This window comes from Chroococcidiopsis cubana SAG 39.79, from assembly GCF_003991895.1.
Lineage (GTDB): Bacteria > Cyanobacteriota > Cyanobacteriia > Cyanobacteriales > Chroococcidiopsidaceae > Chroococcidiopsis > Chroococcidiopsis thermalis.
This window is the reverse complement of record NZ_RSCK01000001.1, coordinates 161,850-182,901: the sequence shown is the minus strand read 5'-3', so window position 1 is coordinate 182,901 and position 21,052 is coordinate 161,850. Positions and strand designations below refer to the sequence as shown.

The following is a 21,052-nucleotide window of genomic DNA, read 5'->3' as shown; positions in this document are numbered from 1 at the left end:
TTTGTGGATGTTTAGTATGCGGTTCGCATCGGACTCTACTAGAGTGCGTTAAGGTTTGCGCTGTGGCGATCGATCGAGCAATCTAAGTCGAAACAGTAGCAACAAGCTAATAGTCGTTTTGTCGAGCGATAGCCGTGAAGATTTTGTTTCAGACGGTGCAGAGTTCGATGATGTATATTGCCAAATTCTCAGCACTACCTCCTGATTTGAGCAAAACTTCTAATTCCAGCAGAATAGCCATTGCCTTTTTGAGCTTTATTAGAGATGCGGCTCTAATCTCTTGCTTGATAAAGAACAGTCTTTTAGGGTTTTTGAGTTCGACAAATTTAGCAATTGCAGCATCGTCTTTCCATCCCGCCTCTATGCAAGCCTTAGCCGACAGCCAGGTACGAAAGCAGGTAGCGAGCGTAGCGACAATTCGCAGGGGAGGTTCGTTTAAAGCTAACAGGCGATCGAGTTGTTTGAGAGCCAATGTTGGATCGCCCGTCCGACAGGCAGCAGCAAGCTCCAAACTACTACTAGAAGTGTTGACTACCAATTGTTTGACCATTTCCACATCGATTGGTGTATCCCCTGCATAAAGTTTGAGTTTTTCCAGTTCGTTCCATGCTTGTCGAGAGTTGTTGCCTACAGCTTCTACTAAAGCAGCTACAGCATCATTAGTAAGTGTGACACTGATAGAAGATGCAAACGATTTAACTTGTGACACGATCTTTGTAGATTCCCACTGGGGAATGAGTGGAAATGTTTTGAGCTGCGCGGATTGCAGAATTAACTTGACAGATTTGTTTCTTTCATCTGGTTTCCTAGTCGATGTCATCAAGAGAATATTATTTTCTGGAATATTTGGTAGTGTCTTTTCTAATTCTGCAATGACTTCTGGCGGACATGCTCCCAAGAGGCTGCTTTGAGGTAGGTGTACGATTTTTCCACCTTCTCCCAAGGGTGCTGTTGCGATCTCCACCAGAGTGCTAGCGATGTTGTCTTTATCTGCTGGAGCTATTTGAATGTAGTTCAGCAATTCCCACTCTCGATCTAAGTGTTGTGCGCGTAAAGCCTCAACTGCTTTTGAAAGCAGAAAATCATCTTCTCCCCAATAGATGTAGACTGGCATAATGTATAAAAATTCTATCTTTATTAGCTTCAGCGACAGCTGTTTCGTTGTATGAGAATTATTTGACCGAGCGGTGTATTCTACAAAAACTTAGCAGGCTGGAAGCCAAAAGCAGCACAAAATTTCTCAAAGAAGTTAGTTTTTTTTGCAGTAGGGACAGTAGTATTTTGGATTATGTCTGCGTTTGAGTTCGCGTTCCAACGCTCTAGTACCGTTACGCCAGTGGCGAACTAGTTTTAGTTCCCTGCCATACTGAAAGACAGCAGCGCGACAAATTTTGGCTCCCTGCCCGTTTTTGTGCTGTTCTAGTCGTTTCTTCAAACTGCTAGATGTAAAACCTAAGTAGTGGCAAGCTTGTCCTCGCCTAGAGTTTGGGTTGCCTATAGGTTTACCAAAACAGATGAGATACACATAACTCATAAGTTTTGACTCGTCTGGTGTAGACGAGTCATCCTCCTATCTTTTGTGGCTGCGTAAATTTCTGCGTACTATTGCTTCAGTCGCGATACATTGAGGTTAGTAATGCGCTGGCGACAAACTGGTGTTGGCGATCGCTGTTTGCTGAATTGGTTGCGCGATCGCTACCTTTAAATAACTGCTCGATATACAAGCAGGACTCAAAACAGAGTCCTGCTTGTATATCGAGCGTTGTCACGCCTTCATACCATTTTGATATGACTATGCCACGGGAGATCCCCCCAACCCCCCTTAAAAAAGGGGGCTACAAGCGACTGATTTAGTGCAAAGATAAACAGAATTGGTATCACTACATAAAAATGCTGGCAAATAATGATGCTTGCTTCTGCGTGTGGCTTTTGTGCTACAATTACCGCTTTACGTTTAGAGTGAATTGCTATTAATACGAGATGAAATTAGAGAAAACGTACTAATAAAGCTATTTGAATTAACGTTTTAATTAGCTTTTTCTATAATTATTAAATGGCAATCAACATCAGTATACCTAACGCTATTGACGAATAGTCCGTAGGGTAAATCGGTAGTTTGAGCGCCGACCGTCTTCAGCCAATTTCTAAAGTATTTATCGAGATTTCTGTTATGCTGCCAGGGGGACGAACTGCATAGAGATACTAGTCTACCTCCAGGTTTTAGACATTTATAAGCCTTGATAGTGTGGCTGATTTGTAGCGAGAATGGTGGATTTTGAATTATCCTGTCATACTTGCAATCGAGATTAGGTGTAGTCAGAAAGTCAGAACCGATCGCTAGAAGATTTTGTAAAGTGAGAACCAGTTGTAGCTCTGGAATTGGTTCGATGACTTCGACTATTGCACCGAGATTTTGTAATTCAAGAGCGAGATTTCCAGTTCCAGCACTCGGTTCGAGGCAAAGGCAGCCAGGAGTAATATTGGCATTTTTTATAAGAATTTCTACTACCCACGGCGGAGAAGGAAACACATCCTTGCGATTGAGAATGCTATCAGTTATTGCGATCGGTAAATTTAATAGCTCCACTGCCTTGTTGCTCAATAGTATTTCTCTCAGTAGTTGGTTGCGTGACAAAGCGATGGCGCAGTGCGTCAAGTCCTTCCAGATATTGCATTACGCAAGTTGGTCCCCCAACTTGGTATAGCGCGATCGCATCTGACCATTCTTTGGGAGATGCTTGCTTGTCCTGAAGAATAGCAACAACTGCTGCTGGTAGATGGATAGACGATCCTGTTGCTGAGTCATGGTAAAGTACGGTTTCAGAAAGCAGTTCTCGTTCGCTGAGGACTTCTCCTGTTTTGGACAAATTAATCCGATGCAGTTGTGCTGTTATCCCCGACAACGGTAAGCTACATTGGCTGGTTTTAACTGTATTTTTGCTTGAGTTTTTCCGGTGCTTATTTACAATCACAGGATTTATTGGTGTTTGAACGCTGTAAATTTGGGGAATTTCTAAAGATAGCTGACCCTGAATCTGATAAGTCGTAGTATGTTTTTGGGGAGCGATAATTCTATAGCTGTAATCTGCACTAGAGCGGGGATCGCCAAACTTTCGGAGTTTCACTCTGACTTGATGAAAAATCTGACCTCGAACGTAACTGTTTGCAGATAAAATTGATAATGGTGATTCTTCACTCCATTCGATAGTAACTACGCGATCGCCTGACAAACCTTCATAAATATCTGTAATTCTGGCATGGGGACGACAGGCAATAAATTTGTTAACCCAGTCTTTTTGCTTTTTGTTTAGTCTGGGTTTTCTATAGCTTTTCTTTTTTGTCTTCATAGTACTGGTTTAGTTTTGCTAGTGAGATCTGCATAAATGGAAGACTTATGCAGATTTACTAAGGGGGATACTTAGAAAAGAGATAGCTGTACTTTTCGGCTGCCAAGTATTTCAGGTGCAACTAAGTCAAGAATTTCTTGGCGTTTTTGGGCAACAATTTTTAAGTAGTAGCCGCTGGAGTAGTCACCGCAATTAGTTATTCCTTCAATACCTTGGTAGAAAGTAACAACTTCTCCTGTACTGCCCAGACGCAGAAGGTTTTTTTCACCTTTTTTGATTTTGCGGGTAATTTGTAGTTTAGAGATGGGAAAGCTACCAGAGCTAAGTTGTTGTTTGATGGATTGGTAATAAGTCTCTGCTGATTGAGGATTGCCCAGAAAGTAGGTCAGGTATTGCAGGGGAAATTCCTTTTCTAGTTGCGAGCGATCGCGCTTGCGCCAGAGCCCCTTAGTAGTGACACTGCCATCATCGTGCCAGAGGATGTAGTTTTTAGCGCCGCGTGAGGGAACGAACATAGCAGTGGCTTGAGTTTCAAGTTCGATGTCGATCCCTTCAGGCATTGCCGCTTTTAGGTTTTCATAAACTTGCACTGGCTGGGGGTGGCTGAAGAAGATACCGTCGGTGTCGCTCTCAACTTGGATGCCTCCTTGCTTCTCAATAAATGCGATCGCGAACCGGAGTATGCGCCTACCATAGGCAGTGACGAGAGCAGCAGCTTCCATGTCGTTGAAGCTCAGTCCAGAAGTGCCTAAAAAGCCAAATAGGGAGTTGATCGTGACTTTGAGGGCGCTTTGGGCATGGCTGGCATCTATGTCTCCAGCTTTTGCCAGTTGCTTGAGTCGGAGCCGTTCTTGAGTCAGATATTCTAGAATGCTCAATCCCACTCGGCGCGGATCTTTACCAGAGCAGATGCCGTACTTGAGCATGATACTGGGGTACAGACTAGCCACATCAATTTTGACAACATTACGATGTAATCCTGGTACTGAGATTACCAAACCGCCATCGAACTGCATTTTCCGATCGGCTGTCGGTCGAAGGGTGGGGTACTGGTTTTCAAGTATGCGCTGCCATTTCGTGCCGTTACCCGTGATGGCGAGTTGTTGCAGGTTCATTCTGGGTACGATCCCAGATTCGTAGTAGTATGAAGGCACTAGCTTGTCAGCGATCAGTTTAGTGTCTTCTAGGTCGTAGATGAGATATTGGCGGATTTTTGCCCAGCCTTGACTCTGGGCTCCTTGTTGCCAGCATTCTAGAATTTGTTGGTATGGCAGAACCAACCGCTGTTGTTGGCGCAGTCCCATTTCTAGCACTGCTCGTTTGAGCGAACGAGCGTTGTGAAGGCATTTAGATATATAATCCCATCTGAGAACGCAGATATAAACATCTACGTGTTGGCTGCCTTTGACGTACACCTGATGAATTTTTAACGGCTGACCGAATACTTGTGCTGTTTGGATTGTCCGCAACCTGTCTGCAATTTTGAAGGGATGTCGAATGTTGTATTTTTCACATCGAGCGATGATAAAAGGTAGGTCAAATTGCGTGCCGTTAAAGCTAAGGATTACGTCCGCACAATACCCTGAGACGTGCCTGACAAATTTCTGTAATAAACTACTTTCATCTGATTCCATAAATATCGTGACTTGCCAATTTTCATCCATACAACCAATGGCATATATGCGATCGGTTTGGCTGGAGAGTCCAGAAGTTTCAATATCTATAACCATTTGCCTGAGATGGTTGTAAGGCATTAGCTCTCGATCGGGTTCCCATCGATCTCTGGGAGAGCGATCGGTATAGAAAATATCTAATTCATTTTCATTTACAATAATTTTCCCTTTACTCCCAATCACCAGATTTCTATGATTATATTGTTCCATCGCTATTAGGTAGAATAAATTTAGGCTATTTTTTAGTCAATTAATTAATAAGTTTTGAGATAAAAAATGCAATTTCAAATAATTATAATCGCTCGGTATTCGAGCAGAGAGTGGTAATAGGATACGGAAGAATGTACAGTTTTTCCTCTTGTTGTCTGAGTACTAAAGACAAACATTCTTCCGTCCTTGACAGTCACCGGACAAAATTGGCTAAAACTACCACACTGAGCTTGTCGTTTTGCCTACAGTAGTTAATTGTTTGTGAAGACGTGCTTCTTCGATCGCCTTGACCCATGCAGGAGCTTTCTTGCCGTTGATAGTTGCAAGAGCATTCCATTTTTCCCACAGCTCTCTATAGCCCAGATAGGGGAGTAATTGATGCCCCCAAGCGATCGCGTCGCTGGGATACTCCCAACTGTACCAAGGGTCTGCGGTCGGCTGATTATTTGCTGTTAACGAGCGAGGAATTTTGGCTAGTTCTAGAATTATGACTTCCAGCCAGAGTTGCGACGATTGTTGTTTCATCTGCCGCTCTCTGGAATTAAGTAGTTTGATGGCATCTTGAATTGAGATGGCTTTCCAGTATTGAACTAAAGATTGTAATCTCTCCCATTTTTCTGTTGCCTGCCATGCTAGTTCTGTAGCATCGACGCAGGTTTTGATGACGAGCAGGTCTTTGAGTATTCTCAGGATGTCCAGGTAAACAATGAATGGATCTTTGCCTTGCTCGACGAGTTTTTGGATGATGCGACAACAGGCAGTTACATTTCCCGTGCTGATGTTATCCAACAGATCGAGCAGTTCTGGTTCGGGGACAGTACCAGCCATGAGATACACCTGCTCGGCAGCAATCTGCGTGCCAACATTACTCAGTTGATCGAGCAGGGTTAAGGCATCTCGCAGGCAACCATGACTTGTTTGCGCCACGAGTTGCAGTGCTTCAGGAGTGATGTCAATTTGTTCTGCAACGGTAATTGCTTGCAGGTGGTCTGCAATTGCTTTGGGATCGATCTTTCTAAAGTCAAAACGCTGGCATCTAGAGATGATTGTCAGCGGCACTTTATGCACTTCTGTAGTACATAAAATGAATACTACGTTTGATGGTGGTTGTTCTAGTGTTTTGAGTAACGAGTTGAATGCCGCTAAGCTCAGAGAGTGGCACTCATCGAGAATTATGACTTTGTATCGACTTTCGACAGGTGCAAAACTCGATCTTTCGACGATCTCGCGGATGTTTTCTACGCCGGAGTTACTAGCAGCATCGAGTTCGTTGACATCGAGAGAGTGACTGGAAGCGATCGCGCGGCAAGATTGGCACTGACCGCAGGGTGTTGTGGTGGCTTGGTTGACAGATTGGCAGTTGAGAGATTTAGCTAGGATGCGGGCGGTGGACGTTTTGCCAGTACCTCTAGGTCCGACGAACAAGTATGCTGGGGCAATTTTGCTCCCATTGATGGCGTTAGACAGGGTGGTAGCAATGATGTCTTGTCCTACCAGTTGTGCCAGAGTTTGGGGGCGGTATTTGAGGTGAATCGGATTGTAAGGAATCATCAGCTGATTTGACGAAGTGTTTGTGGAAGTGTTTGTTTGTGTTAGCGCCCGATTTTTGGAATTCGAGCGCCAAGGAGGGCGATCGCCTTTTTAAACTGTCACGGCTGCTTTTGGTTTACTTTGCCTGTTGCGCTTAGCTTTGGTAGTTTGGGCTGTTTCTGATGTTTCGGAGCTGGGTTCGCTTTCGATTTGTGCTACTGTCTCTGTCACCTCTGGTGACTCAACATTCTTGCTGGATTGCGTTTGGGCTACTTCTGCCGGATTGCTAGCAGGGGTAGTATTTGTATTGGCAGGTTTGTCGATCTCATAGCCGGAGGAAATTAACACGGGCATGACAAGGGTTAGTTGGTTGAGGATGCCACCGACAGGGCAGACGATCGCAGGTCTAGATGCTCCGTTCGATTTAATGACGATTTCATCGGTGGTGACGTATTTGACAGCTTCAGCTAGGTAAGTCAGGTTGAAGCCAATGCCGAGCTGTTCGTTGGATGTAGAATTGGCTTTAATAATCAGGGATTCAATAGCGTTACCCACATCGGTAGATTCCGTGTACAGGGTCAGTTGTTGGTTGTTAACATCCCAGATAGTCTTGACAGTTTTGCTTTTCTTCTCGGCTAGGGTTGCAACTCTTTTGAGTCCGGTTTCCAGTGCGGCTTTGTCTACATAGAATTCGTGTTGGAAGCTGGTGGGAATCAGGCTATCGAGCTTGGGAAACTCTCCTTCTAGCAGTCGGGAGGTAATTCTGGTGTTGGGCAAGTTAAATTCCACAAAATTACTGTTGAAGTAAAGAGTGCAAGTACTGTTTTCGCTCTTGGTTGAGAGGATTTTCTCAATTTCTTGCAAGTTTTTGTAGGAAACGGTAAATTCAATATTTTCAGCCATATCTGCATCGAAAGCTGCCGATACTAATGCCAAGCGATGAGAATCTGTTGCTCCCGCTTGCCAGCGATCGCGCTCGAATTTGAAATTGACACCTGTTATGACGGGTCTAGTTTCGTCTTTGCTAGTAGCGAACAGAGTGGCGCGAATAGCTGCCAGGAATTTTTTGACTGGTAACGTGATGCTTCGATCGCCGCCAGTGGGTAGCTGTGGAAATTCACTGGGATTGAAGCTTTGGATTCTTCGCTTGCCACTGGAGTGGGAGATAATGCAGGTGCGTTCTTCTAATTCAAAGCATAGTTCTCCTTTGAGATAGCCAATCGTGTCTGCCAGCAATTTTCCTGGTAGTGCTGCTACACCTGAAATTTTGATGTTGGCTTTGGTTTTGCTATGAATGCCGAGGCTGAGATTAAAGCTAGTGGCAGATAAAGTTTGGGTTTCGGCATCAGCAACTAACAGGATCGCGCCGAGAATGGGATCTGTGGGTCGAGTTGGGATGGCAAGGGAAGCAGCATCTAGTAACTGAGATAGTTTGTCTTGTTCGATGATGAAGTTCATGTTTTTTATGGTGATGGAATTCTACTGAGGGAGGTATTGCCTCCCCTGAAGGTGCTTTTTGAAACTTTAGTAAGGCAGCTCGTCTGCGTTAGCGATGACTGCCACAGCATTGGTGTCGATAGTTGTTGCATTTATGCTATCTGAAGCACTTTCGATCGCTCTGTTATGTTCTTGGGCAGTTTTGAGAATGTTGCTAGAGAACTCGTTGCTACTTTGAACTATCGCCCATAACTCCTCCTCTTTTTGCGGTACGAGGTAATTGCTGAGGTCGTAACCTTGGGGGGCAGGCGTGGCAAAATAAGCGGGAACAGCTACCCATGACTTTTGTTCGCCATCTGGAGGTTCGAGGGATGGCTTGAAGGTAGGATTGAAAATGCCAGCTACGTGAAAGCGTTCATCTTTCGGTTTATACTGAGTTTTTCTTCGGTTGGCATAGGCAATTTCTAGTTGACGCTTAAATTGTCTGTATGCCTCGCCAAAGCGGACTGCTGCTACTCCTTTGATGGAAAGGATCAGCGGTAGGTCGTGGAGATTATTGTTGCTTTCATTTACTAAGTAAATCAAGTAAAAAGTTCGCAGCGTCGCTAAGTTGCCTAATTCCTCATATTTTTTGCGTCCTTCAATGTTTTCGTAGTTAGCAACAAGTTCTCCAGTTTTTCTTAGTTCGATACAGCGCGGTGAAGTCCTTAATATATGCATTCTCGGCGACTGGAGCAGAACGCCTAATTCTGTAGCACCACTAGAAAACGTATGTTCGTAGGTAGCTTCCGGTCCGCGCCAGCCAATCTGTGGTAAGTTTTTGGCTTTAACAAACATACCAACACTTGCAGGAGACTTATCGTTCAAGACTTGACAGATAGGAAGATCGGTAATTTTGCCGTCGTATTGAGAGGATTCATATTTAACAATGAGATTGTCAAAGTCATCTTCAGTAACGGTATTGTTATCTGAGTTTATTGATGTAGCTTGAGTCGTTTGTTTTCGCATATAGCCAGAGTAGATATGTCGGTTCGTCAGCACCAACCGAGATTGCAAAGCAATGAGTCGTTGTTAAAAAAGACTCCAGCATGGCTGGAGAGCGATCTTATTTATGAGTTTTAGTCGAAGATTTGACTAAAACTTTCAGGATTTTTACTGCCGTTACTCTTACTGTAGGTACAATCAATGGATTTTTCTTGCAGCAGCTTGCTTTCCATTTCTAATTCTTTAGCTCGTTGGAATGCCAAAATATCTCTGATTTTTTGCAGTACGGTAATTAATTCATCTAACTTGCTAATACATTTGGTAGTGAATGATATAGAAACATTTTCGCCATTTTCTAGAAAATAAGCGGTCTGTAACTCTTCGCTACCGTAATTACTAATAATTACATTGGGGGTTATATTGACATTAAGCGAATGCTTGAATAACATAAGACTCCTGTTTTTGCTGGTACGTGCATCAATTAATGAAAATCTATTTGAATTGAGTGCGTAATATTTTAACGTCCGCTCGTCTTTCGTGTAGCAGATAACATCAACTTGGATATGTTAGTGCCGTTCGTAACTTTCCAACCTGCATTCTTGCATTTTTCCACCGCCTCATTGAGTTCTACTTGATTGGGTAAAAACTTGTATCGAATGTAAGGAGCTGTACCGCACGCCGGATAGATATAAGTTTGAAAACCATCGCCAACTGCAACATATATCATGCGCTTGTAGTAAATCATTGTTGCTTTAATTTAGTGAGTGCTGATTTTTGTGAAAGCGGATTGAGGTAGTTGTGGTTGTGCGGACAAATTTTGTTGTTTTAGCATCTTTACAAAAATAAATTGAGCAGGTCTTCATTAGATTACGCGACTCTTCTTTACTACACTTAGATAGGACAAAAAGACCTGCTCAATTTATTAAGGTGTAACCCCTTAGATCTTTGACAGCGCACTGCCAAATTATTTTGCTAGAGCATCCCCAAGCCTTACATTCAATTGGTGCAGCCAGTCGTCGAGAGTTTCTAATAACAGCTGCCGTACACAGATGGTTTTCCAGCAAATATTGTTGGAATTTTTCTGCATCTTTAGTTTTGTCAAAACCAAAGTAAGAGACTTTTCTCATCCCTAACGGATTTGTAATTGTTGCGACTCTTGGCGATAAAATGTTGAGCATCCATCCATCTGGTGTTAGCTGCACTTTTTTGAGAGCGATTCTTTGGTAAATCGTGGTATTGTCCATATCTTGTTAGTCACGAGCAGGGAAGATCGGCATTTCCCTACTCCTGTTACGTTCAAATTTCGACTTCGGGAACTGTGGCTATATATTCTTGAGTGGTAAGTTCGCCATTGAGGAACTTTTTGAGATTCAGTTCGCTAGCATCGTCATCAAATTCCGAAAGAGTAGTGGAAGCAACATCTTTTTCAGATTTTGTCAGTTTTAAGAGAATGCTTTCTAATTTCTGCTTAAATCTTTCGTGTTGTTGCCTACTGTATCCGAAATGATAGATAGGCGCTGACTTGGAGTTAACTAACAGGTAGCTGATGCCAATCTGTTCGGGAGAAAAGCTACTGTTTTCTAGTAAGAGAAACAAGCGAAGTTGCGTTTGCCAGCTTGCGAACAACTGTTGGTAGCTGGGCGGACAATGTTGAATCGACCAATCTATAGCAATTAACCGCTCTTCTCTTTCTATAATCAGATCGTATTGTGCCACTAACAAGTTATTGTTAATAAGTTTTTGCAAGCTGACATTCCAGCTCTTAGCGATCGCCGGTGTGCTAATAATTGGTTGAACCTTTTCTACCCATGCTTTGAGCTGAGGAGAATTGTTTAGCAATGGTTCCACAGATAGACCCATACCTATCTGTTGCATAATTAGGTGAAATTGTTTGCTTAGAATATTTACTCGCTCGCCAAAACCTGGAGTGTAAATACTTTCTGGCTCGAACTCTGAAAATTTCTCTGGATCGGTTGCTAAAATTTCAAGTTGTTTGTAGTCGATCTGATTCATCTTCCATAGCAATAGCATTCAACGGTGAGTGCAAAGCACTACCGTTGTTAGCTTTTGTACTGGATTTCTTAGTGTTGAAATTGAGATAAAGTAGAGCGTGTAGTATAAAGGGATTTGCAATTCATCGTTTTGCAGTCAAAATACGTAGCGAATTTTCTCAATCCTCCAGTAAATGTGAGTTCTAAAATGTATTGACTGGCTATTGTAGCGGCAAATTGATTGACAAATAATGCCTGATAATTGTGTAGTTGAATTTCAGCACAAGAGAGACGAGAACTCGACAATTCTTCCGCTCGCGCCACTAGTAGTTCTGGGTGAACCGATGTTGGAGATGGAAGTTGGTAGCAGAGATTAGGGCATTCGGGGCGATCGAAAGCATGTGATAGATTAAAGTTGTTAGTGGTTCCTAGCAAGACTTGACCGCTGGTTTGAGCGTTGCCGCAGTCAAGCCAGAATATGGAAGCTGCTTGCGTTTTTGAATTGTATTCCAGGCAGCGCTCGATCTCTGCTCTAGCTGCGGCATTATCAACGCAGCCGATAATGACTGTCAGCATATTCCATTGTTTTAGTTTATTCACCATCTGACAGTCAAAGGGCTTTTCGATCGCTTTAATGCTAATTCCAAAGGCGCTGCTGTAACGAATTGCTAGTGCTGCTGCTTTATTCATGCCGATTTCTTCAGGCAGGAATATTTGTCTGGGAATATTGCGCGACTCTACTGTATCGAAGTCAACGATATGAATAGATACTTGTTTTTTAGTAACGCTTTGAATTTGGCAAACGACTTTGCACAGTTCTCTGATGATACAGCTACCCGTTCCACCAGCACCGACAAGGACAAACTGAATCTGAGTATTTCCAGCCGGAATAATCGGTACTGAATTAGCAAACGATAAGTCGATTGTCATACGGCAAAAATCCAAGCGGTGGGTATGTTGAAAAAGCGATCGTAAACTCCCAATCGCACGCTAATAACAGGACGAGCGGGTAAAGAACCGATGACGGCGAAGATTCTGAACTTACCGCTCTCTTCGATATCGTCTTGAGTTGAAAAGCAAGCTGGCGCTCCTGCATGGCTGTGGATTTCGATCGGGGCAGTTTCATAAGTGGAATTAAATGACGATTCTATTGCGGCAACGCTCGTGCGGCTAGCTGTTTGCGCTGGAACGTGCAGTTGCCATTGGTTGGTATAGTCCAGATAGAACAAAACTTCTCGATCGCCTGCTTCTAGGCAAATATGAATAATTTCTGAAATAGTTGACGCGGGGACTTTTGGTGGCACGAGGCGAAAATAAGGCTGGATGTGGGGAAGATTGTCAACGGTGATATTGGCGACGGGTAAGCATACTTCTAGTTCTGGGCGGTGCGATCGCAGGAAAATACCATTACCCGCCATCCAGTATTCTTGTAACTTTCCAGAATAGGGAGGGAGATTGCTAGTATCGCTGGCGATAATGTTATAGCTGCAAAAGGGGTTGTTCATAGCGCGACCGGTTAACCTTTTGGTAGAGTGAGTTGCTACTCAGTATGAGCGTGCAGCGCTGTACTCGTTGTTTGGTTGCACGACTGACATGTGCTTTACGGCATAATTGAACGGCTAGGCGCACAGCAGATCGTTGGAGGCAGGCTTGCATCTGCTCTGGTAAGCAGCAGAGCCTTCTTATGAAAGTCACGACATAGCCTCAGACTACACAAACCTAGTCAAATACTCAGAACCAATTGCATCTGGTGGCAGCTTTTTGTGGCTTTTGGTAGCGATTTAGGATTATGTTGCACTGCCGCACAGTATTTTGCATAGGTGCAGCGAGCGCAATTTTCCCCGTTTTTGCTTCCCACAAGTCATCTGTACGCAACCTAAAGGCAAAATCGCGCTATCGTTACTTCTACTAGCTGCTTGCGCTCTGGTGTCGCATCAAAGCTCACCCGATCTCCCGTCCGCAGGTACAACCAACTCAACTTTTGCTATTCTTGGCAAACAGACTCAGCAGGAGGCAGTTGCAGTGACAGAGCAGCTAGCGTTCGTACTGGAGGTGCTTGGCGGTTATTATGAGGAATCAGTTTGCAAGTGAGAATTCAATTCGGCTAATTATGCGGCGAGCAGTATCTAGAGCCTGGCTGAAGGAAGGTCGTTCAGTCTCAGTAGCGTAAGACATGCCGACGACGAAACGCTCGTATTCATTTGCATAAATTGGATCGTCTTCTAGATAGAGCAGCATCCTTCGCAAACGCTCTATCGGTGGTACTGTTGAAAGATTGAGATCTCGATCTCGTCGTGCATCTTCTGCTAAAAGCAGAACAACTAGGTTTGGGAAGTTTTCATAGGCGCTGATATATTCTTCTAACGCCGTTAGGTCGTGCAGGTGGCGGATGAGTGTCGGATCGTCACCTTTGCTGCCACGCCGTCGCGACAGTACGCGCCAAGTCAAAGCGCTGAGTTTGTCAGCAGCTGTTTCTACGGGCGAGACGCAAGCAATTGAGGTGACTTCAGGACTTTGCCGCATAGCCTGGGCGATGAAGGATTGCAAAGGTCTTTCTTCAAACGGTAGAGCTGGCGGCTTAAAAGTGATTTCTAGTCTGATCTGAGGACGTAGTGCTAGAGCTGGTGCAAAGTTTTGCCGATAAACAATTTGACAGTTGAAGAAGCGTCCTTGATTGCGGCTTTCAATCTCCTTATCGTCAAGCAACCAGTCGGGACTGCCCTGGCGGATTGATTCAACGAGCTGGCGGCGGTAATTGCGGCATTCGTTGCGGTTAAAGCCAGTAGCTGGAAGCATAACCTTGAAATCCAGATCTTCGGAAAAACGTTGTATCAAACCATATCCTTTTGACAAGCTGGTGCCGCCGGAGAACACCAGCCGCATAGCGGAATTGTTGACGGCATTCAGGGCAGCCACCAGCCGCATAGCGTGCCAATCTTTTTCAATGAAGGATGCATCTACGCCGAGGTCAGCGGCAAGCAGTTGTACCAACTCTGGATTAGGAGATGCGTTCAAAGGTTACGTACTTCCCGTCATAGCCGATCTGGCGCGCCACGCGCCCTTTGATCCCAACGACTCGTCCAGTTGGAATTTGAGTCGTCTGACCCTCGTTATAAGCTCGGTCGTAGCTTGAGAGAGCCACTTCCACCTTCAGTTTCTTCAACGCTTCGGTTGCTAAGTCACGCAGTCCTTTTCGGGGTACTGCACGGTTTGACAAGGGCGAGACAGATGCTTTGGCGTAAAGACCGTAGCCGATTTTCACGAGCTTGCCTTTCGCCACTAATTGGCGGAGACTGCGACCAACTTGGTCGTAATCCGCCAGATCGTCAAAGTCTTTACGCATGAAGACCTCACCTCTACTACGCCCAATGCGGGAGGCGATTCGGTCTTCTAGAGTTTTAAAATTTCTCATCGCGTCCTTCCCAAGCAGGGGGTTGGCAAAAATACGACATTTATATCTTACCAAAATACGACAAATTTTTTCCTCGATCTAATAGGGGCAAATAAATTCATCCATCTGCAAAAAAAACGAGCGACACAAACAGCAAATTTTTCACTGGCTCGCTCGATGCCAACTGCTCGCTTTCTACGATGCCAGGAGGGGTGGAGAACTGCTGGCAAACAATCTATATCTGCCTAAATTTACTCAAATCTAACCAGAGTTAACTCTTGCAAGACTTGGTTCCCTATTTAGGGCAAGCTCTTTTCTGGCTTGTTCTCCCCAAGGCTTCTGAGCCAGTTCAGGACTGTGGATACACCCCACCGAATCTTATGGTGATTGTCTTTCCCTGAGTGCAAAAGCGTAACGTGTTACCATCACCCACCCTAACTACCGTAGGTAAAGCATTTTGTGTTCCTGCTGCAACGAGAACTACCAGCAGAGAGAAAATAAATAAGAGTAGTGCTTTCATACGGGGAGCGAAAATTCTCCCTATTATGCTTCTCTATGTAGCTTGTTGAGGAAACTTTTGTTCGTTCGCTAAATTCACTAGATAAACAAATATTAATTAATGCTAAAAGAGCCTCTCCAGCTTTTGAACATCAGTTACCCTCTTGTCAGTTATCATCACTAACTTTATGTCAACTTTATGTCAACGGTAATTATTCAAGCTAAATCGAGCGACTTTCCTACAACGGCAAGGAATTTCTGCTGGTTCGACTAAGCTAGCACGGGTTCGAGCTTCAAGCAGTTCGTCTCTAACCGATCGCCCTGTGGCAACACAATCTATTTAAGTCTAGAGCAATTAGAACAAGTATTTAACCAAATCGATGCTCGTTTGGAAAAATTGAGCTAATCAAAAATTAGTGAAGTGTAAAAAGTTGAGGAAGTTGAGGGAACAATTAAAGTGAGATTGAAATCAAGTACGCGATCGCTTTCAAAAAATTAATTTATGAAACTTGAGGAGATTTATCAGTTTTTTGTGGCCCAACCACCAGTTTATCTGACGCAGGAGCAAGCTGTTTGCTACGTGCTGTCAGTTTTGCTTGAGAGCGAATCTTACGGTACTGGGTTGATTGAAAAGCTAGAGTCCGAATACCCTAACTACCGTCTTTTCGATACAGTCTTGTACGCGGCGCTATCATTTCTGGAATCCGAGCAAGTGGTCGCTTCTCGCCTTCAGAAAGTCGAAGGGCGCGGTCGTCCCAGGCGGATGTATTCGGTCAGCCCCCAATGGCTTTGGCGTTGCACAAAAACTAGCCGCTTTATGGCGAGGATTCGTTACCAAACAGCCCCAAGTCTTGAAGACTGTTGCCGTTTGAAGCGCGATGCCTTTATGCGGTATGCTCTTCGACCATGCGATCGCATGGTCGAAGCGACCTTCGCCTCTCCACTATTTGTATTTGACGCGCCTCAGCACCAACGCCAAAAGCACGAAGCAGCCACTAACTACTTAGGAGGCAATCGATTTGAAGGACACAACACCACAAAATTCCCCACCACAACACTCTCAACCACCCGTCACCCGTTGGGAACTAATCGACGCGATCTCCAAACTGTACGTGATTCGGGACGAGCCGAATCAATTGAGAACTTCTCTCAATAAACCCAGAAAGCCTTGTTGCTAGTAGTTGCAAAAGTCTGAGCCAAGCTATTTGGGGGCAATAGTTTGAGCCGTTTTCAATGACTTGACGAAACATCCAAAACATCAAGTGACAACTCGATGTAGGATAGTAATTGTGAAGTAAATCTAAACAAAAGAAAAAGTGAAGGTCAAAGGCAACGGACGCGCAAAAATACTCACGCAGGCTGAACTGGAGCGCCTATTTACACGCGGCTTCCTCACCCCTAGAGACAAGCTACTCTTTGCGATCGCTTACTACTGCGCCTGTCGCGTCAGTGAAGTTTTGGCGCTGACGGCGGCAGATTTAGCTGGTAGTGTGGTGACGCTGCGTAAAGCTACCACCAAAGGCAAGATGGCGACGCGCACTCTGCCTTCGCACCCGAAGCTACAGGCATATTTAGCAGCTTACGATCCACCATCTAGTCTGTTGTTTCCAGGGCGGAGTAAAGACAAGCCACTCAGCAGAGCAGCTGCCGATCTAATCCTCAGAGCTGCTTGCAGGCGAGCAAGGATTAGGGGCGCTTCGACTCATTCATTTCGTCGCACGGCGCTCACGAATATGTCCAATGCCAACGTGCCGATCCGCGTGATTCAGGAAATTTCGGGACATAAATCTTTGACTGCTCTCCAGCGTTATCTGGAGGTGAAGCCAGATCAGGTCGAGTCGGCGATCGCGCTGTTGGTTTAATTTACAATCCAGCACTTGAGGCAGAAGCAGATGAAGTTGTCAAGAGATGTTTTCGGAAAAGTTGGCTCTGCCAACTCAAAGGGGCGAGCCAGTAGTCGTAGGTCAGACGATCTTGACTGGGAAATAGCAAGAAAGCGCCCAGGAGGTAATCGATCAAATTGTCGTAGCTCTGGATGCGGGTGAAAGATTGCATCTGTATTAGTACCGCCAAAAATGCTTGCGACGTTTCCACTCCCATCATCATCATCTCCCGTTCTTGCTGCTTAGAGAACTTGACTTTCGTGCCGTACCAATTCCACAGCAAGCAGCACTGCTGTAGCGATAAATGAAGCGGTTGTAGTAGCAATGCGGCACGATAATATAGCCCAGAGCGCCTCAGCATATAGGGATGAATTGGCAAGGGAAGATTGGCAATCTTGCCTGCTTGAGCAATTAAATAGTGTAGCGAGCGCTCGCCCAGGCGCGTTTGCCGTTCTGTGGCGAATAACCAATCGCATCGACGCTCTTGTGCTAGGTGTTGTAGCAATTCCATTTCAGCAGCACACAGAGGTTGAAGATTGACTTGTTTGTGCAGGCGAGCGCCACTTTTGAGTTCGCGGTTGCGGATGATGTAGAGCGTTTTTCTGGTCAAGTCTAGGTCAGACCAACGCAGCCAACATAGCTCGGATGGCTGTAAACCATTGGCAGAATAGCAATAAGGCGATCGCCTTGTTCCTGGTGGGGTAACGAGTTTGTGACATCGCGGCGATGACTGCATCGATTTCGTGCAGGTAAAGAAATTCACGTTCGCGGCGTTGTTGGAATACAGTTTTGAGGGGTGGCGGTGTCCTGGGCATGGAACGGACAAATTTTTCGGCAAAGTCGCGGTTAATTATGCCATACCATGTTGGTTGAAGGAAGATCGATTTTGTTGAGACATTGAAGCTAGTTTCATGCAGGGGCAAATTCTGTCTCGACAGCGCCCGCACGTGAGTACCCGCTCTTTTCTTTTTGGTGAGCTTGGTAATTAGCTGTTTCCAAGCCTTGCTACTTGAGTATAGTCAGCGGAGTAAAGATTTCCTTGCGCGTCGCGACCGACAATACAGCCACCACCCCAGGCACGAACAACCGTCACGATTGTATCGTGCATTTTGACAGTATTGCCTTTTTGGAAAGAATGTTGGATGACAGACATAGTGAAGATCTCAAGATTGGTCAACTACCGTGATACTAATACGACTAAGCACTCTTGCTCTCAACTATTGGCTGGCATATTGGCAGTTGAAAGGAGCCGCATGGCTGAGGTGGAGATCGACGAATGGTGAAACTGGGGTCTCCAGTACTTGCTAGATGATATTGGATGCAGGCGTGAATGTCGTAGGCATTCCGCGCCAAATCGGGTACGAGAGCGCTATTAATACCCAGATGTTGACTAGAAGATAGTTCTGTAATCACGGGCTTGAGTTGGTTCAGGCATTCGTCTAATTCTTGATAACGCTCGACGGGTAAACGGTCGTTGAATAGCCAAGCCACTTCTTCTAGTTGCCCCATGTAGAGACGAGCTAGGAGTTCGCAAGCTTTGGAAATAACAGCTAGCTGTTCGTCACTCAATCCTTCCAAATTAACCATTCTATTGTCCTCCTCTATTTTTTTATTTCTTTGACAATCTTATCATTTTTACATTCTAACTAGAACATAAAAATGATATTCTATTTAGAATATAAAAACCTTCAGTTCGCGAATACTATTTAACTAATGCCATTAGATAACCAGCAGCCGATCGCTCAACTCGTGGAAGAGCGCGAGCAAACTTATCCCAGTGGGGCGCAGCAACCGCTTAGTGCAGCAACTCCTCGTGTGGGACAACTTTCTGGGCAACAGTGGCGACATCTGGAAAAAGAGCCAATTTATTTACTGAAGCTGACAGTTAAAGTAGGAGTGCAATCGCTCAAATTGGATGGCTCCCATTTAGGGATTGGGGATGATGTCTTGAGATTGTTGGAGAGTGCGGCAAAGGGGGGCTACGCAGCGAAAATTAACCACCGCCTCAAAGATGCTGCTACCAAACTTCAAGCACGACAGAAAATCATCTACAACCGCTACACCCTTTTGAGCGAACCGTTCCGCTTCGTACACGAATCGGCATTGCCCGATGCCCTAGAAGCAATTGAAGGGATGATGGCAGAAGCTGATTCTTTGCGGCAAGGAATTTTAGCAACATACGAAGAAGAATATGCTGGTTTCTTGTCGTGGGTGGAGCGAGTACTAAAAGCGGCAGCATTAGAACCAAAAGCAATTGAGCTAGCGTTGCGGCAGTATGCTGATGCTTATCCGACTCAAAAGGAACTGCAATTAAATTCATTGCAAATTCTAGTGGAAGGACCGATAAAAATTCCTTCCCTGCTAGAGCGTTCGGAGCGCGAAGCAGAAGTGCAAAGGCAGCAGGCAGAGGCAGAGGTAGCCTCTGTCGAACGGCAAAAACTCAAGTTAATCGAGCGATCGCAACAAACGTTACAGCAGACTTTAATTTCAACTCTATACGACGCGCAAATCAGAAGTCGGGACGAGGCTGACGCAAAGCTGGCACAATTGCTAGAAAGCTTTAATTTGTCGGGAGCGGATGCGACATCGAGAACGGGGCAGAAGTGGGACACCTTAATTGCTCGCTTGCAAGTCTTGATGCAATACGATCGCGATTTAGAGCCACTCGTAGAGAGGGCGAGGCAGTTGGGGCAGCTATACCTGAGTGACAGCCCCGACTTAGATCGGATACAGCAGCACTTGGAAGACTTCCGAGCCATGCTGAAGCAGCGCGTGCAGCAGAAAAACTCGACTGGAGAGGGGCTTGCCAACTTGACGAAGGCGTTGGCACTAGATGCGGGTTACTCCGAGTTATTGAGGCAGTTAGAGGCGATCGCGCAGCAACCAGATCCGGAGCAGTTACGGCAACTCAAGGGCAAGTTGGCATCGATGGAGAATTTGTTTAAATTCCGTACCAAGGACTTGCTCAAACGCTGGCAGCAGGCAGAGGCAGCGGTGCGCCAGGAGTTGGGGTTAGAAGCAACAGCCAAGACAAAGGATCTCGTTACTGCTCCAGATACCGTCGATAGCGACGAGTGCGAGCGTGACTCGACCGCTCGACCTTACGACCCAGAGGCAGGATTTTAGGAGAACTCACCTTCTAGTTGGAATACAGAATTCAGATTCTAGTTAAAAAACGAAATTAAATCATCATGATTAAATCATGGCAATCGCTAAAAACACCAAAAAGTTAGCTGCTCAAATCCCCAACAATGCCCCATCTGGCTCTGCTCTAGAGCGGTTGCAGCAATTACGGCGAGAGTTGAATCAGATTTTCTTGGAGCGTTCTACTGTTATTGATGGAGTGCTAGCCGTATTGCTAACAGGTGGAAACGTGGTTTTATTTGGTCCGCCTGGTTGTGCTAAAAGTTGGATGTTACAACAGTTATGCCGAGCGATCTCTGAAGCTGTATTCTTCGATCGCCTGTTGCAACCGACCATCACTCCTGACGAGTTACTAGGGCAACTGTCACTGCGAGCATTACAGCAGCAAGACGAGTTGATCCGCAACACCAAACGCCGACTACCAGAGGCACATATTGCTTTTTTAGATGAAGTGTTTCGCGGTAACTCCACTAGTCTCAACGCTCTATTGCGGTTGATGAACGAGCGAGTATTCGAGAATCCAGAACCGCAGCCAGTCCCGCTACTATTCTTGTGCGGTGCTGCCAATAACGTTCCCACTGATGGAGACTTGGATGCTTTCGTCGATCGCTTCGTCTATCGCCCTTGGTTGCAATACGTTCGCAAGCTAAGTTCCAAACGGGAATTAATTCACCGAGCTAGGCATAATCTCAAACCAGAGGTGATGGTGCGCCTGAGTCTGAATGAAATTCAAGCTTTACAGCAACAAGCAGCAAGCGTACATTTTTCCGACGAATTGGCAGAAGAGTTGATCAAATGCCAATTGGCACTGGAGAAGGAAGGATTTTGGATTAGCGATCGCAAGCTGCAACAGCTAGTCAAACTGCTGCAAGCCCATGCGCTGGTGCAGGGCGATTTGCAAGTGTATCCAGAATCTTTTCACGAATTGCTGCCAGACTGCCTGTGGCAGAGAGATCCTAAAGAA

General features: G+C 45.2%; 25 protein-coding genes and 1 pseudogene. 5 read left to right on the top strand and 21 right to left on the bottom strand.

Going from position 1 to position 21,052, the window contains the following annotated elements; translation table 11 throughout:
- Positions 1 to 148: 148 nt before the first annotated feature.
- From holA to DSM107010_RS00835, 17 genes are all read right to left on the bottom strand, one after another.
- A complete protein-coding gene (gene holA, locus DSM107010_RS00915; protein ID WP_106166549.1) occupies positions 149 to 1,114 on the bottom strand; it encodes a DNA polymerase III subunit delta in 966 nt (321 codons plus the stop codon).
- Positions 1,115 to 1,249: 135 nt separating this feature from the next.
- A complete protein-coding gene (locus tag DSM107010_RS00910; protein ID WP_106166548.1) occupies positions 1,250 to 1,534 on the bottom strand; it encodes a GIY-YIG nuclease family protein in 285 nt (94 codons plus the stop codon).
- Between the two features lie 76 nt (positions 1,535 to 1,610).
- Positions 1,611 to 1,769, bottom strand: a complete 159-nt coding sequence (locus DSM107010_RS38075) for a hypothetical protein (RefSeq protein ID WP_158631714.1) — start codon at positions 1,767 to 1,769, stop codon at positions 1,611 to 1,613.
- A gap of 257 nt (positions 1,770 to 2,026) precedes the next feature.
- The gene (locus DSM107010_RS00900) at positions 2,027 to 2,587 is read right to left on the bottom strand and encodes a TRM11 family methyltransferase (protein ID WP_106166547.1); all 561 of its coding nucleotides are present in this window, start codon (positions 2,585 to 2,587) and stop codon (positions 2,027 to 2,029) included.
- Positions 2,553 to 3,347: a hypothetical protein gene (locus DSM107010_RS00895; RefSeq protein ID WP_106166546.1), complete on the bottom strand. Its 795-nt coding sequence runs from the start codon at positions 3,345 to 3,347 to the stop codon at positions 2,553 to 2,555. The genes DSM107010_RS00900 and DSM107010_RS00895 overlap by 35 nt, the downstream gene beginning before the upstream one ends.
- 71 nt (positions 3,348 to 3,418) lie before the next feature.
- Positions 3,419 to 5,230 (bottom strand): DNA polymerase domain-containing protein, encoded by a 1,812-nt coding sequence (locus DSM107010_RS00890; protein WP_106166545.1) that lies wholly within the window; start codon positions 5,228 to 5,230, stop codon positions 3,419 to 3,421.
- A gap of 216 nt (positions 5,231 to 5,446) precedes the next feature.
- On the bottom strand, positions 5,447 to 6,781 hold the full coding sequence (dnaX, locus tag DSM107010_RS00885; RefSeq protein ID WP_106166544.1) for a DNA polymerase III subunit gamma/tau: 1,335 nt from the start codon (positions 6,779 to 6,781) through the stop codon (positions 5,447 to 5,449).
- A 90-nt stretch (positions 6,782 to 6,871) separates the two neighbouring features.
- Entirely contained in the window at positions 6,872 to 8,218 is a 1,347-nt protein-coding gene (gene dnaN / locus DSM107010_RS00880) for a DNA polymerase III subunit beta (RefSeq protein WP_106166543.1), read from the bottom strand.
- A gap of 66 nt (positions 8,219 to 8,284) precedes the next feature.
- Positions 8,285 to 9,205 (bottom strand): DUF5895 domain-containing protein, encoded by a 921-nt coding sequence (locus DSM107010_RS00875; protein ID WP_106166542.1) that lies wholly within the window; start codon positions 9,203 to 9,205, stop codon positions 8,285 to 8,287.
- Positions 9,206 to 9,315: 110 nt separating this feature from the next.
- Positions 9,316 to 9,630 carry a hypothetical protein gene (locus tag DSM107010_RS00870; protein ID WP_106166541.1) on the bottom strand — a complete coding sequence of 105 codons (315 nt, stop codon included), beginning with the start codon at positions 9,628 to 9,630 and terminating at the stop codon, positions 9,316 to 9,318.
- Positions 9,631 to 9,698: 68 nt separating this feature from the next.
- Entirely contained in the window at positions 9,699 to 9,926 is a 228-nt protein-coding gene (locus DSM107010_RS00865; RefSeq protein WP_106166540.1) for a hypothetical protein, read from the bottom strand.
- Between the two features lie 169 nt (positions 9,927 to 10,095).
- Positions 10,096 to 10,425, bottom strand: a complete 330-nt coding sequence (locus tag DSM107010_RS00860) for a hypothetical protein (protein ID WP_106166539.1) — start codon at positions 10,423 to 10,425, stop codon at positions 10,096 to 10,098.
- Between the two features lie 52 nt (positions 10,426 to 10,477).
- Positions 10,478 to 11,194, bottom strand: coding sequence for a PD-(D/E)XK nuclease family protein (locus DSM107010_RS00855; RefSeq protein ID WP_106166557.1), 717 nt, complete (start codon positions 11,192 to 11,194; stop codon positions 10,478 to 10,480).
- 68 nt (positions 11,195 to 11,262) lie between these two features.
- Positions 11,263 to 12,102 (bottom strand): ThiF family adenylyltransferase, encoded by an 840-nt coding sequence (locus DSM107010_RS00850; protein WP_106166538.1) that lies wholly within the window; start codon positions 12,100 to 12,102, stop codon positions 11,263 to 11,265.
- Complete coding sequence (locus DSM107010_RS00845) at positions 12,099 to 12,677, bottom strand: Mov34/MPN/PAD-1 family protein (RefSeq protein WP_106166537.1); 579 nt, start codon at positions 12,675 to 12,677, stop codon at positions 12,099 to 12,101. Before DSM107010_RS00845 ends, DSM107010_RS00850 begins: the two co-directional genes overlap by 4 nt.
- 571 nt (positions 12,678 to 13,248) lie before the next feature.
- Complete coding sequence (locus DSM107010_RS00840) at positions 13,249 to 14,187, bottom strand: nucleotidyl transferase AbiEii/AbiGii toxin family protein (protein ID WP_127022109.1); 939 nt, start codon at positions 14,185 to 14,187, stop codon at positions 13,249 to 13,251.
- Positions 14,171 to 14,584 (bottom strand): DUF6088 family protein, encoded by a 414-nt coding sequence (locus tag DSM107010_RS00835; RefSeq protein WP_127022106.1) that lies wholly within the window; start codon positions 14,582 to 14,584, stop codon positions 14,171 to 14,173. The genes DSM107010_RS00840 and DSM107010_RS00835 overlap by 17 nt, the downstream gene beginning before the upstream one ends.
- A 979-nt stretch (positions 14,585 to 15,563) precedes the next feature.
- Between DSM107010_RS00835 and DSM107010_RS42785 the strand changes: the two are divergent.
- The 3 genes and pseudogenes from DSM107010_RS42785 (at position 15,564) to DSM107010_RS00820 (ending at position 16,923) form a co-directional block, all read left to right on the top strand.
- Positions 15,564 to 15,933: pseudogene (locus DSM107010_RS42785) on the top strand (helix-turn-helix transcriptional regulator).
- A gap of 14 nt (positions 15,934 to 15,947) precedes the next feature.
- A complete protein-coding gene (locus DSM107010_RS42780; protein WP_146138869.1) occupies positions 15,948 to 16,217 on the top strand; it encodes a hypothetical protein in 270 nt (89 codons plus the stop codon).
- Between the two features lie 160 nt (positions 16,218 to 16,377).
- Positions 16,378 to 16,923, top strand: a complete 546-nt coding sequence (locus DSM107010_RS00820) for a tyrosine-type recombinase/integrase (protein WP_106171143.1) — start codon at positions 16,378 to 16,380, stop codon at positions 16,921 to 16,923.
- Between the two features lies 1 nt (position 16,924).
- Here the strand turns inward: DSM107010_RS00820 and DSM107010_RS00815 are convergent, their stop codons facing one another.
- From DSM107010_RS00815 to DSM107010_RS00810, 4 genes are all read right to left on the bottom strand, one after another.
- Positions 16,925 to 17,554 carry a site-specific integrase gene (locus DSM107010_RS00815; RefSeq protein ID WP_241994072.1) on the bottom strand — a complete coding sequence of 210 codons (630 nt, stop codon included), beginning with the start codon at positions 17,552 to 17,554 and terminating at the stop codon, positions 16,925 to 16,927.
- Positions 17,555 to 17,561: 7 nt separating this feature from the next.
- Positions 17,562 to 17,867, bottom strand: a complete 306-nt coding sequence (locus tag DSM107010_RS41010) for a hypothetical protein (RefSeq protein ID WP_241994071.1) — start codon at positions 17,865 to 17,867, stop codon at positions 17,562 to 17,564.
- 62 nt (positions 17,868 to 17,929) lie between these two features.
- Entirely contained in the window at positions 17,930 to 18,097 is a 168-nt protein-coding gene (locus DSM107010_RS38070; RefSeq protein WP_158631713.1) for a hypothetical protein, read from the bottom strand.
- Between the two features lie 44 nt (positions 18,098 to 18,141).
- Positions 18,142 to 18,531, bottom strand: coding sequence for a hypothetical protein (locus DSM107010_RS00810; protein WP_106171147.1), 390 nt, complete (start codon positions 18,529 to 18,531; stop codon positions 18,142 to 18,144).
- A 126-nt stretch (positions 18,532 to 18,657) separates the two neighbouring features.
- Here DSM107010_RS00810 and DSM107010_RS00805 point away from each other — a divergent pair, with 126 nt between their 5' ends.
- A complete protein-coding gene (locus DSM107010_RS00805; protein WP_127022100.1) occupies positions 18,658 to 20,070 on the top strand; it encodes a coiled-coil domain-containing protein in 1,413 nt (470 codons plus the stop codon).
- A gap of 76 nt (positions 20,071 to 20,146) precedes the next feature.
- Positions 20,147 to 21,052: AAA family ATPase (locus DSM107010_RS00800; RefSeq protein ID WP_199755338.1), on the top strand; the 906-nt coding region annotated here is incomplete at its 3' end.